12 protein-coding genes are annotated in these 12,521 nt (G+C 40.6%); 2 read left to right on the top strand and 10 right to left on the bottom strand.

The features are described 5' to 3' along the window. Positions 1-20 precede the first annotated feature (20 nt). Positions 21-3,212, bottom strand: coding sequence for a DEAD/DEAH box helicase (locus J7E63_RS23555; RefSeq protein ID WP_215016969.1), 3,192 nt, complete (start codon positions 3,210-3,212; stop codon positions 21-23). A gap of 164 nt (positions 3,213-3,376) precedes the next feature. Further along, entirely contained in the window at positions 3,377-4,213 is an 837-nt protein-coding gene (locus tag J7E63_RS23550; RefSeq protein ID WP_215017109.1) for an aldo/keto reductase, read from the bottom strand. 182 nt (positions 4,214-4,395) lie between these two features. Between J7E63_RS23550 and J7E63_RS23545 the strand changes: the two genes are divergently transcribed. Then, positions 4,396-4,869: a divergent PAP2 family protein gene (locus J7E63_RS23545; protein WP_215016966.1), complete on the top strand. Its 474-nt coding sequence runs from the start codon at positions 4,396-4,398 to the stop codon at positions 4,867-4,869. Between the two features lie 68 nt (positions 4,870-4,937). Here the strand turns inward: J7E63_RS23545 and J7E63_RS23540 are convergent, their stop codons facing one another. The 3 genes from J7E63_RS23540 to J7E63_RS23530 all read right to left on the bottom strand — a co-directional run bounded on the left by J7E63_RS23540 (position 4,938) and on the right by J7E63_RS23530 (position 6,157). Next, positions 4,938-5,234, bottom strand: coding sequence for a DUF2085 domain-containing protein (locus J7E63_RS23540; protein ID WP_251033715.1), 297 nt, complete (start codon positions 5,232-5,234; stop codon positions 4,938-4,940). Between the two features lie 44 nt (positions 5,235-5,278). Next, positions 5,279-5,524: a hypothetical protein gene (locus tag J7E63_RS23535; RefSeq protein ID WP_215016962.1), complete on the bottom strand. Its 246-nt coding sequence runs from the start codon at positions 5,522-5,524 to the stop codon at positions 5,279-5,281. Between the two features lie 219 nt (positions 5,525-5,743). Continuing rightward, the gene (locus tag J7E63_RS23530) at positions 5,744-6,157 is read right to left on the bottom strand and encodes a hypothetical protein (protein ID WP_168242006.1); all 414 of its coding nucleotides are present in this window, start codon (positions 6,155-6,157) and stop codon (positions 5,744-5,746) included. A 43-nt stretch (positions 6,158-6,200) separates the two neighbouring features. Between J7E63_RS23530 and J7E63_RS23525 the strand changes: the two genes are divergently transcribed. Then, on the top strand, positions 6,201-6,581 hold the full coding sequence (locus J7E63_RS23525; protein ID WP_215016960.1) for a GyrI-like domain-containing protein: 381 nt from the start codon (positions 6,201-6,203) through the stop codon (positions 6,579-6,581). A gap of 232 nt (positions 6,582-6,813) precedes the next feature. On the opposite strand, the gene J7E63_RS23520 is transcribed toward J7E63_RS23525, so the two are convergent. The 5 genes from J7E63_RS23520 to J7E63_RS23500 all read right to left on the bottom strand — a co-directional run bounded on the left by J7E63_RS23520 (position 6,814) and on the right by J7E63_RS23500 (position 12,503). Continuing rightward, a complete protein-coding gene (locus J7E63_RS23520) occupies positions 6,814-7,341 on the bottom strand; it encodes a DUF3231 family protein (RefSeq protein WP_215016958.1) in 528 nt (175 codons plus the stop codon). A 67-nt stretch (positions 7,342-7,408) separates the two neighbouring features. Then, the gene (locus J7E63_RS23515) at positions 7,409-9,112 is read right to left on the bottom strand and encodes a GMC family oxidoreductase N-terminal domain-containing protein (protein WP_215016956.1); all 1,704 of its coding nucleotides are present in this window, start codon (positions 9,110-9,112) and stop codon (positions 7,409-7,411) included. Beyond that, positions 9,112-9,786: a hypothetical protein gene (locus tag J7E63_RS23510; RefSeq protein WP_251033703.1), complete on the bottom strand. Its 675-nt coding sequence runs from the start codon at positions 9,784-9,786 to the stop codon at positions 9,112-9,114. The genes J7E63_RS23515 and J7E63_RS23510 overlap by 1 nt, the downstream gene beginning before the upstream one ends. A gap of 718 nt (positions 9,787-10,504) precedes the next feature. Then, entirely contained in the window at positions 10,505-11,221 is a 717-nt protein-coding gene (locus J7E63_RS23505; RefSeq protein ID WP_215017105.1) for a CAP domain-containing protein, read from the bottom strand. A 310-nt stretch (positions 11,222-11,531) separates the two neighbouring features. Continuing rightward, positions 11,532-12,503, bottom strand: a complete 972-nt coding sequence (locus J7E63_RS23500; protein WP_215016954.1) for a 2-hydroxyacid dehydrogenase — start codon at positions 12,501-12,503, stop codon at positions 11,532-11,534. Positions 12,504-12,521 lie beyond the last annotated feature (18 nt).

The raw sequence follows: 12,521 nt of genomic DNA, 5'->3' as shown, positions 1-12,521 counted from the left end.
TGCGCTGCAGCTCCTTTTTTCTATATCATCAATATCTCCCTAATATCCTCTTCAGTAAGAGTTGACATGACTTTCTCATCAGAACCGATGATTTCTTCGATGAGATGTCGCTTTTTATCTTGCAGTTCATTCATTTTTTCCTCGATTGTCCCTCGGGCAACCAGCTTGATGACCTGGACGATATTTTTCTGGCCCATCCGGTGGGCACGATCGGCTGCTTGTTCCTCGACAGCCGGATTCCACCACGTGTCATATAAAATGACGGTATCCGCACTCATCAAATTAAGACCAGTTCCTCCTGCTTTCAAGGAAATGAGGAACAAATCCCGTTCACCGCGATTAAAGCGCTCGCAGATTTCAACTCGTTCTTCAGATGGAGTCTGTCCATCCAGGTAAAAATAAGGCAATCCTTTCACAGTTAACGCTCGGCCAATAAGATCAAGCATTTTCGTAAACTGTGAAAAAATTAACACCCTTCTTCCAGAAAGCTTTGATTCGTCAACAATCTGCAAGAGTTGTTCGAATTTCGCTGAATTCCCTTGATACCCATCGACAAACAAACCTGGATGACAGCAAATCTGCCGCAAACGAGTCAAACCCGCTAGGATTTTGATTCTATTTTTTCGAATCGTATCCTTGTCCAGATGCTTTAATGTGTCATGCCTTAGTTTCGCCAAGTAGGCTGCATACAGCTTCTTTTGTTCTGGAAGCAGTTCCACAGACTCCAGCGACTCCACTTTTTCAGGAAGTTCGGCAAGGACATCCTCCTTCAACCTGCGCAGTAAAAAAGGACGGATTCTCCGTGCAATGTTTTTCCTTGAAAGCTTACTATATTCCTTTAGCCCAAGGAACAGTTCAGGAAAGACAACATGAAAAATTGACCACAGCTCTTCCAAGGAATTTTCCACGGGTGTCCCCGTAAGTGCAAAGCGATGATGGGCCTGTAACATCTTTGCTGCACGGGCTGTTTGCGTCAACGGATTTTTAAAGGCTTGCGCTTCATCAAAAAACACCGTATGAAAGGATTGCTTTTCAAACCAACTGATCTCGCGGCGCAGTAACGGGTAGGAGATGATCATTACATCGACATCCTTCCCTTCCTTCAGAAGCTTGGTTCGCTCAGCTTTTGTTCCATCAATGACAACGGCCTTTACCTGGGGAGCAAATTTCCTGATTTCACTTAGCCAGTTATACGTCAAGGATGACGGACAAACAACGAGGGCTGGCTGGTTACTTTTACGGATATCGGACTGAACGGACATAATAAAAGCGATGCTTTGAATCGTTTTTCCAAGTCCCATATCATCAGCCAGTATCCCGCCGAAGCCGTAGTATGCCAGAGTCTTCATCCATTTAAACCCATGCTTTTGATAATCTTTAAGGATGGGCTCTAAACTCGTTGGCACCTCAAACTCCAACCGGCCTGGATTGTGAAGGTGATCAAGGAACTGCCGAAAGGATTCCTCTAACTTAAACGCATCACTAACCTCAACTGTATCAAGAAGTTGAAGACTCTGCTCAATTGGTAAATCCAAACCACTGGCGAGATCCATATTCTTGGCTAGTGGTGAGTAAAGAAAACGCTGAATTTCATCGAATTCTCTCGTCTGAAGCGAGAGCAGCGACCCATTAGGCATACGATAATATTTCCGTTTTTCCTCTAGTGCTGACAATACCTCACGTATTTGTCTTTCAGGAATGCCGTCCATTTCAAATTTAAATTCAAGCCAGTTGGTTCGTTCCTTTTTGATCCTCACCCTAACCTGCGGGCGAAATTCCCCTCTGGAAATCCGATTTCTTACAGCCGTCGTCGCATAAATTCGGACGAGCTTTTGGAGCTTTGGAACGACATAGGTCAGAAAGTCATACTCCAGTTCTTCATTATGAAGAAAATATCCACCATCTGTCTTGGCAAACGAGCTATCCTCAAAGAGCTGGAGGATTTCATCTTCCTTTTCTACATCACGGATTACTAAAGAGCCAGATGGGAGATCTCTACTTTCCAATGGATTAATGATCCAATTTTCGTAATGAAATTCGAGTCCCGCCAGCAATCGGTTTTTGACACGATCCAAGTAGAGTTTGGCCACGAGTGCTGTGTTCATCAATTGCTTCGTGATCGTTTCTTCAATCGTAACCTGCCCTAGTTTTTTTAACCCTGGCGCCACTTTTTCCAGAAAAAAACGGATTTGCTCTTGCGGAATGGGAATTTGATTAGTTCCTGAGGCATCCAACATCTTTTTCAGATCCGATAGGCGTTTATAGTCCTGATCTTCTAGTTGTTTTACTTTCCCTTCGTATAAAACGGAATGATAGGCACTTAAGAAAATCATCCGATGTAAGTTTTTAACCTTCAGTTGATAACCGTTTCCTTCCACTTTTGTAAAATCAAACTGTAATGGCAGCGATTCGGCTGATAAGTGCAGACCTTGAAAGGTATGTCCCTCAGATTTCACCTTCACATAGGGAATTTTTATGAGCAACGGAAGCAGCCGTTCCCAAGAGGATGATGGAATGAACAGCATCTGATGTTGATTGGTGTCAGGCACCACATCCACATACACCTTTTCATCCCGTAGTACTTGGATGAGCTGCTCCAAAATGGCATTGGTTTCTTTTTGAAAGCAATGGAGATTTGGATCGTATTGGAATGAGCTCGAAAGTGAGTAAGTCTTTCCCGTACTTACCCGCTCCAAAAACATTCGGATATTTTCCACCTCAGTTGATGCGACGGTCATTTCGATAGCGAATAGATATCTTCCCTTGCCAACCTCCATGGGTTTACAGGTAAACTCGATATCAAGCACATTTCTTTTTTCAAAATGGAATTGATGACCGCTTGAGCGGACAGGCTGTTCCGTAAAAAGAGTCAGTAACCCTTCCGTCAGAGCCTGATTAGCGGAATTGGAAACCATCGGGATGGTTCCTTTCTGTTGATGCTCGTAAACCGCCAATAAAACGGCCGCAATATGCTGACAATCCTTTGTAAAAGAGGCAAGCTTTGGGCAGCTGCATTCCGTTAAAATATCATCGTTGCCACCCGCTTCGATTGTCACATGGAAGTCTTCCTCACCGGTTACCGTAGCTTGACAACGGTCAGGTCGATATTGTTCAAATGTCACTTTATTCGTTTGATAAAAATAATCTCCTCGTTTGAAGGAGACAGTGCCACACATTTCTTTGATGAGTTTTTGATTTAATGGGATGTTCACGTGTCCTGCTCCTTCCTAGTTTCTGCACCAATTAAGATATAGAACATTATAGCATACGTTTTTTTTTATAATTTACTTCAACATAGTAATAGGAAGGGATGAAAAGATGGTTGAAGTAAAAAAAGCATCTGCCATTCATTTCTGAATGGCAGACGCTTGAACTATTAAAAGCCTACGCTCATCGTATCCGGATGGGACCCAGCACGGCTATCTTGATTCAATCCATCAATTTTGTCCATATCCTCAGTGGATAATTCAAAATCAAAAATATCCGCATTTTCAATAATGCGATGTTCTTTGATTGATTTTGGAATTGTAACCACTCCATGCTGTAAATCCCAGCGCAAGATGACTTGAGCAACAGATTTATTATATTTATGCGCAAGATCTTCAAGAACCGGTTCACTTAGAAGCTGCCCTTGTTTTAAAGGTGACCATGCTTCCAATTGAATTCCTTCATTTTTACAAAAGGCAAGAAGCTCTTTTTGGGTTAAGTGCGGATGGAACTCCACCTGATTTACCATCGGTTTAATCTCTGCAGAACTGATTAAGTCTTCTAAATGGTGAACTTGGAAGTTACTTACGCCAATCGCGCGCACACGCCCCTCTTTGTAGAGCTTTTCGAAAGCCTTCCATGTCTCTTTATATTTATCTTTTCCTGGCCAGTGAATTAAATAAAGATCTAAGTAATCAAGTCCAAGTTTAGTAAGACTTGTTTCAAACGCCTTTAACGTTGATTCATATCCCTGTTCGGAATTCCAAAGCTTAGTTGTAATAAATAGTTCGTCACGAGGAACGCCTGAATCCTTAATGGCTTGGCCTACACCTTCTTCATTCCCATAAATAGCGGCTGTATCAATGCTTATGTATCCGTTTTTGATAGCAGCTTTTACAGACTGAATAACCTCTTCCCCTTCGGTTACTTTAAAAACGCCTAATCCCACCCATGGCATCTTTACTCCATTGCTTAATGTCGTCGTATCTTTCAAATTTGTCGGCATCATTTATTCCTCCTTTAATTTGATCGTTGTTATAATAATTACATAATTATTGAAAAAATTCCATTCTAAGGAATTGATTTATTAAAATGTAGCAGCGTGTCGTTCATTTTGGTAAAATCATGTAACAACGTTTGGAAGGATCATCATGATTACCTATCCGCATTTAAAAAAAGGAGGATTCTATGTTTTTATCCTATCCCATTTTAGCCGCCCTTTTAGGTATGTTTATTGCCCAATTTGTAAAAATTCCGATACACTATTTTGCTTCAGGAGAATTAAGATGGAACTTGATGTTTAGCACTGGCGGAATGCCTAGTTCTCATACAGCTACAATTATTTCATTAACTACTGCTATCGGTTTAACTTCAGGACTCCATTCGAATGAATTTGCGATTTCTGTGATCGTGTCACTAATTGTCATGCATGATGCGACTGGAGTTCGAAGACATGCAGGCTATCATGCAGAGGTATTAAATACATTGTTAGCTGATTTTAATCTTTTAATTGATACCTTAAAAAACCCGAAGTTAAAGAAAACAGAGTCTAGAGAAAAGCTGAAAGAATTATTAGGCCATCAACCGGCAGAAGTTTTTTTTGGATTGATCACAGGAATCATTGTTGGTGTGCTGACCTATCAGTTCTATCCGTTTAACTAGTCGTTTTGGAGTGTGTTCTAGGTTAAATTTGGCTGTTGCCATGACAGCCAAATTTTGCACCTACTCTATCAACCTAAAAGCATGGAAATTATATAATCACTGCCGCTTACGATAAGAACGCTTTGCCCCAATCCACTCATTATACCAGTGATAACCCTCAAGACAATATTACTCATCCGATATTTCCTTTTCTGTGTCCAACCATCAAGAACCATCGGGACATTTAAAAGGAGTCCGAGCCATAATGACAAATGTATACCCGTAATCAGCAAAAACGGGAAAAATAAATAGCCTAGCAAGATACCCGTACATCTTGCACATAAGGGGAGAGTATACCCCTTAATCGTAATACTCCGAGACTTCATCCGATGACAAGGAACAATCTCAAGAAATCTTATTGGATTAATCATTAATTACAATCTGGCCCGCAGTCACAATCTGGCCCGCAATCAAAATCAGGAATACAATCACAGTCTGGAGTCCAATCGTATTTCTTTTTTCGATGTTTCTTTTTTCCATAATAAATCAAAATAAACAGCAACAGTAGTATTCCGGCACCAATAGCAATGGCCCCGACTGTTACTGTACCTTTTACCAATAAAGTGGTACCCACGACAAAACAAATAATCATCGCCGTTAAAAATAGAAAAAACATCCCCATCACCTTTGTCATTTGGACTTAACTTTTATCATTTAATCTATTCCTGACTCCTTATCCATCCACTCAACTTTATAGAATTCTATCATTCTATTTCGCCTTTGAAGAGGGTCTTTCCTTCTTCCATTTAACTTGGTATTGCAAATGAGAAAAACCGGCAAAGACTGGTGTGAGCTTGATGGTTTTTTGATGTTTAAGCTTCGATTGGTAGAGAATTCATTGATTTCTTTCTTTTAAAATATCCTGAATGATTTCCATATGAAAAGCAGCCCATGCCTTTTCCCGAAAATGAAGGATGACACTTAAAGTTAAAATCATCAAATATGTAACCCCAAATATTGCCCAAAGTTTGCTTCCATCCTTGAAAAGGAAGTCCATCAATGGTTTGGAAAATAGAAACAAAAGCCATGGGACAGAAGAAACAAAAATCGGTATAATCCCAGATCCATTCTTTTCCTTGATCATTCGATAATTAATTAATTGCAACATGCTGCTATCAAGTGATTGATACAATCTTTGAACCTCTTCAATTTCTATGTATTCCCTCATATGTTTGGTGGATTCACCGTTGTTTATGGCTTTGTTAAGCCGAAGGTAAACTTTATGCGCATCGCCTCGAAATGAAAACATATCTTCTTACCTTCCCTGCTATTTTTTATATTATTTACCAAAAATGTGGGCGGATGTTCATGCAGATGGAACCAACGATTTATTACTCCAATTGAATAATGGGGAAATTAATGGGGTGCTTGGGGTATGTGTCGATAAACGAGACACGCAGCAGCAATTAATGGATTACTGGATTGCAACGGAACATAACGGTGACACTCCGAAAGGTTTATTGAATCTCGAGATTCCACCTTCAAAGTGGGGCGTATTTGAAGTTCACGGCCCAATGCCCGAGGCAATCCAGAAAGTATGGAAACAAATATACTCTGAATGGTTTCCGTCAAGCAATTACAAGCATGCAGGCACACCTGATTTAGAAGTCTATTTCGCCGGTGATCCCTGGGGTCCTGATTACTACTCAGAAATCTGGATTCCTTTAAAATAATTTATTCATACGCTTGTTCAGGCTTTCTAGGAAAACTTCCCTTTATTAAAATTAATGAACGATTAACATCTAGTTCATATTTTATTAATTATATAGCGTTAAAGTACATATTAGAGGGGATGGCATGCGTGGCCATCATCGTATTTGGCGTAGGCGGAGCCGATACTCAGGAAGAGCATCAGATCAAAATGAAGCCTTTCTAAAAAACTAACTAATTGTTGTAAGCAGTAACCTATGCTTTGTAATAAGGCGGAATTCGCAGCCACTCATGCCGATCCAAATACTGTTTTACCGTTAAGCCAGCAGTAGTCTTCTTTAAAATAATTTTTGAAAAAATTAACCCAACATCGGCCCGAATAGATTCAGTAAGCCCTTTGGCAGCATAATTAACCCCCATAGCAAGATTATAGGACATTAAATTAGCCATTTCTTCATCATCTAATTTAGCACCCTCGGGTATACTCTTAAAATCTCCCACAGGTTTTTCCGGTGTTGATTGAGGAAAGGGGACCCCTTCTTTCATGAGAAACTCTTTCAGCTCGTCTCTAATTGGAATATGAACGGTTTCTCTTACATCCTTTAAAATTTGTTTTAATTCCGGATCTTGTGCAAGATTGTAACCAATTTCTTCATTACGCATGGTCGTTTCAGTGCCTAAAAGAAAGAACCATAGGTTGGAAACCTCCATTACATTTAATGGTCTTTTCTCGCCGTCCATAAATGGTTCAAATACATCCTGAATTATTTCAAATATTTTCACGTTTGAAGATCCCACCAAACTTTAATTTGTTATGATGGTAACATTCCCATTTAATTCATAAAGCATGCTAATTAAAATACTTATTGAATAATTTTTCTGCTGTACGGGTAGCTAATGCCTGTGTCGTAAGGGTAGGATTGATTCCGCCTAAACTATTATAATGGACGCTGTTGTCAGCGATATATAACCGTTTTACTTGAAATGCCTCACAATTCTGATCCACGACGAAGCCAATTCGCATCGTACTTTCCAAGTGTATCATCATTCCTGCCGGCCAATTTGACCATATAATTTTTTTTGCCCCCGCTTTTCGTAACAGATCTGCGGCTATTTTCACCAGTTCGTTTCGCTTCCTCCTGGATTGTTTGGCAGGCTGATACGTCACTACTGGGACAGGTCCATTTTCATCACTAACTACCGGGTCTAGAGTAATTCCGTTTTGCTGATCTACTTCATCATCAGTAGTTACTAAAATATTTAAGGTTCGACGGTAGGAGTCCATTGTTTCTTTTAAATCATTACCGAAAAGTCGCCCCTTAATATCCCAGGGATCGTCCATACTAGGCGGGTATAAGAAAGAGTATCCAGACTCACTCACCCCATAAAAAGAAGCGGTTAATCCCGGACTCATCCCAACCGACTGTACCGCCCCAAGTCCAGGGTAGTCCATCCTTGCTCCGCATGTATTTCCCACAAAGGGATTAATTTCTGAAGTTCCCAATATTGGCATTAAATCCTTTTCATCGAATATCCCGGATATCCAGTCCATATAATGATTAACCAATCCTCTTCCTACCCATGGATTGTCAGGCAGTCCTGAATTTAACCAAAGTCTTGGGGTTTCAATGCATCCGGACGCCATCACTACGATTTCTGCCCTTAGATCCTCCTGCTCCCCCGTCCAGGTGTCCCTTATTTTCACTCCAACCGCATGCAGCCCTTTAGCAACGGTATTTTCTGTTAATATTTTTATAGCAAAGGCATTTGGTCTTATACAGACATTTCCTGTCTTTAAAGCAAGCGGAACATAACTGACATTAGTAGATCGTTTTGCAATTTTATCCACAGATGGGCCATGCGGACAACCGTTGATACAATGTCCCGAAAGAGTACAGCCTTCCATCCAGGATAGTTGCTCTACTGAGAGGTTTGGATTTGTGATGTTATCATTGGGAGGCAAAATGGCATTAGGCTGCGGCCTATATCCTGGAACGGTCACATCCAGTGTAGGAATCAAGTTCCACCCAGCCTTTTTCGCACCATAATAAAATAATTCTTCCTTTGCCGTAGTAGCCGCAAAGTTCACCGGTAATGTCGCTTCAACCTTTTCATAATAGGGAATAAGTTCCCGATAAGATAGGGGCCAGACATTATCTATTGCGGCTGGGTATGCTCGGGGGCAATTAGCCGTATAAGTCTGAGTGGCCCCTCCAACACCGGAGCATTGCCAAATAATGCCCTTCTGGTTAGCATTCCGAAACCATTGGGGGCGACTGCGATCCGCCGGGCCCCACCGATATCTTCCTGAAACTAAATCATTCATATTCATTTCATACTTGTTCAACAATTGTTTATATAGCATGATATCCAAATCATCTGGTATCGAACTGGATTTGGCTCCAGGCTGTGCATTTGGATGGGGCCACTTTTTGTTCCCGTACCAGGGGCCTGCTTCTAAAACCAACACCTTTAATCCCATTTCACCGAGCTCTTTTGCTAAAACGGCTCCCCCGCCGCCTGCACCAATTACAATCACGTCCTGATTGACCATTAGTCATTCACCTTCTTGTGTTGAATGGTTGCTAAGAATCCGCGGAAATCACGATATCCAAAAGACGGACCTGGGTATAGGGTCTGGAACCATCCATGTGGAAAATATTCCACTCTTCTGGACTCAGGAGACAATAGTCGTGTTGTTCCGTAAGCTGTCCATTCCGAATAATACCCAAACATAGGGAGTTCATTTAGGACATCCATCATATTTCGAACAAGTCCCGGGTTATTTTTGTAAGGAATACTCAAGTTTTCAAGATTAATTTCAAGCCGTTCTATCAGGGTAATAGCCCTTAACCGGTCGATCGGCGCAAGTGATGAGAATGCACCACCGCCAGGAAATGTATTTACATTAAGAGGATAAAGAATCTGCCCCGTCTGGATTAATTGAGTAGCACCCACGTCCAGCAATTCAGCAGTAGCTTTCGACATCGAACTACTCTCAGCAAAATTTAGTTGCGCTTTTACCGGGAGTGCAATTGAATGCTCCAATATCCAAATGACATATTCATACACATGTAATTCCAGTGCTCCAGCCACTTGATCAGTTCTTATCGAATTTTTATATCTAAAATGGGGTGGAATGATAGCTTGAACTAGTGACTGGAAAGTGGACCGAATATAACAATTTATGATTCGCTCACTTTCTCTTGCTTCCGTTATTTTCCACACCCCCAAAAAAATCGAAGAATAATTACTTACACTTCCTAATAATATTTATGTGTTTGTTTTTCTATGTCAGGAAGTTTAACTATGGGTATGAACCACCATTCAAGTCAATACCTTAATATGAAAATGGGGAGACCTTAACCGAGATGCCAAAAATGTGCGCTGATGTTCATACCTCTATTAAAATTAATGAACGATTAACATCTAGTTCATATTTTATTAATAATTTAGCGTTATAGTACATATTAGAGGGGATAGCACGCGTGGCTATCATGGTATTTGGCGTAGGTGGAGCCGGTACCTTAGGAAGAGCACTAGTTAAACAGTAGCTCCCTTAAATATGTAAATCTATTACTCACTTGTTTGATACATATGAAAACCCAACAGGAGTGCACCTCTTTAAGAAGGAGGTGTACTGTTTTTTATTGCCTGTTTCCGTAACTAACGTTGGTATAACTCATTAAAAATGATATTTTGTGTAAAATTACACTTACGTATTTGTATATTTTTGATTATTTAACGACTTTTCGCTTCAATGGGCGAATTTCTGAGTTTTATGAGCGAATTTTGGGGTTTTATGAGCTAATTTTTGAGTTCAATGGGCGAATTTTAGGTTTCAATGAGCGAATCCAGCTTGGGGTATCACTTTGATCGCCGCAGGTGGTGGTAACCAAAATAAACACTGCAAAAAGCTCGAGGACAAATTGTCCCCGAGCTTTCATTATTTACCGATAAATTCCTGTGTCCAGTAATTACCTTGTGATACATAACCAACACCGATATAGTTGTAGTTCGGGCTAAGGATATTCTTACGGTGACCATCACTATTCATCCAAGCCTTGACTACTTCTTCAGGAGTTCGCTGTCCCATCGCAATGTTTTCACCTGCATATCGGTAGGTGATGCCGTATTTTTTCATCATATCAAACGGTGAACCGTATGTCGGGCTTGTATGGCTGAAGTAGCCATTTGCAGACATATCACGGGATTTTTCATGGGCCATTTTGCTAAGTGTTACATCCACTTTAAGTGTGGGTAAACCATTTTTTGCCCGTTCTTGATTGGTCAGATCAACTACTTTTTGCTCATAAGCACTTAACGAACTTGTAGTTGGTGTTGAACTTGGTGGTGTCGCAGTTACCGGTTGTTGCTGCACAGGTTGTGGTGTCGCAGTTTGAGAAGACTCCTGAGTTGGTACGGTTTGATTTGGTTGAGCCTGAACAGGCTGCTTTACTGTATTTTGTGAAAATGTAAATCCTAATCTAGCAAGATATTTTTCGACTACACTATTAATCTCATCCATATTTGTTCCTTGGAATACATATACCTTTTCCTGCACGGAAGGGCTAGTAGTGGCAGCATGGGCTTTATTTAATACCGGATTTGACATCATTAACGCTGCCGCAGCTGCTACAGTTAGAATTGCTTTTTTCTTCATCATCGTTTCTTCCTCCTGTTTTGACAATTTGCCGATCTTTCGCAAATTCATCGTAACATATGATTTTCGTCATATTTGAGGAAGGATTTTACAGAAATGAAATGCAATTGGTTCTTTTGACAGCTTCAAATCTAATAATCTCCTGATACTCCAAGTCTCTCGAGTCCATTATAAAAATTGAATTTTCTTCTCACTATTAACTAATATCGTAAAAATTACCAATAATTATAAGGTGAAATAGAGTTGACAACTCTTTAAACAACCGCCTTTTTTAACAAATATTTCAGACAAGTATCGTATTTTACATTTATTATTTATGGCTAATCACTGCGGTAATTGCTTCATTACCAGTTAATACACTTACCATATTATCGGCAGCTAAATGAGCCATCCTCATTCTTGTTTTCACACTGGCACTTCCAATGTGAGGCAGTGTAACCACATTTGGCAGGGATAATAATGGATGATCAATTGGAACTGGCTCCTGTTCGAACACATCCAGCCCAGCCGCCCAAATCTCCCCATTCTTCAATGATTGAAATAAAGCATCCTCATCGACAAGACCACCTCTAGCCGTATTGATCAAGATGGCATTTTTTTTCATTAGGGACAATTCTTCTTGTCCAATTAAGTGGTGTACCTCGGCGCTATAAGGCAGCAGAAGGCAGACAAAATCAGCTTGCTGCAACAAATCCTTCATTTCCCTGTAGTGAATTCCCAGCTTTTCTTCTTTTTCCGGTTTCCGTGTCCGGTTATAATAGAGAACATTCATATCAAAGCCCTTTGCCCGCTTGACGAGTGCTTCTCCAATTCTTCCTAATCCGATAATCCCTAAGGTTGCACCACAAATATCTTGTCCGGTCATCTGCATAAGGGACCATGCTCCCCATTCACCACTGCGCAGGAACTCAGATGACTCCACGACTCTACGTGCTGTCGCCATTAATAGCGCAAAGGTTAAATCAGCTGTCGTTTCGGTTAACACGCCAGGAGTGTTGGTTACGACGATTCCCTTCTTAGCAGCAAAGTCAATATCGATATTATTATAGCCTACCGCTATGTTACTAATGACCTTTAACTTTTTGGCTTTACTTAGGACCTCTTCATCTATCTTTTCTGTTAGTAGACAAATAAGCCCATCCACATCTTCTATTTCTTTTAGTAAAACATCCCTTGGAACAGGGACATGTTCCTCGTGCCACATTCTCACCTGAAAATGATTTGAAAGTTTATCGATCATTTCATCGGGTAGCTTTCTTGTAATATATACTGTTCTTTTCAAATCGTGCTCCACCTTTCC

The sequence above is a fragment of the Bacillus sp. ISL-75 genome (assembly GCF_018613095.1).
This window is presented reverse-complemented; position numbering and strand designations above follow the sequence as displayed.

Coding starts and splice junctions, on each gene's coding strand:
- J7E63_RS23550 (WP_215017109.1), bottom strand. CDS start 4,213: ATGCCGACAAATTTGAAAGATACGACGACATTAAGCAATGGAGTAAAG.
- J7E63_RS23545 (WP_215016966.1), top strand. CDS start 4,396: ATGTTTTTATCCTATCCCATTTTAGCCGCCCTTTTAGGTATGTTTATT.
- J7E63_RS23540 (WP_251033715.1), bottom strand. CDS start 5,234: ATGAAGTCTCGGAGTATTACGATTAAGGGGTATACTCTCCCCTTATGT.
- J7E63_RS23535 (WP_215016962.1), bottom strand. CDS start 5,524: ATGTTTTTTCTATTTTTAACGGCGATGATTATTTGTTTTGTCGTGGGT.
- J7E63_RS23530 (WP_168242006.1), bottom strand. CDS start 6,157: ATGTTTTCATTTCGAGGCGATGCGCATAAAGTTTACCTTCGGCTTAAC.
- J7E63_RS23525 (WP_215016960.1), top strand. CDS start 6,201: ATGTGGGCGGATGTTCATGCAGATGGAACCAACGATTTATTACTCCAA.
- J7E63_RS23515 (WP_215016956.1), bottom strand. CDS start 9,112: ATGGTCAATCAGGACGTGATTGTAATTGGTGCAGGCGGCGGGGGAGCC.
- J7E63_RS23505 (WP_215017105.1), bottom strand. CDS start 11,221: ATGAAGAAAAAAGCAATTCTAACTGTAGCAGCTGCGGCAGCGTTAATG.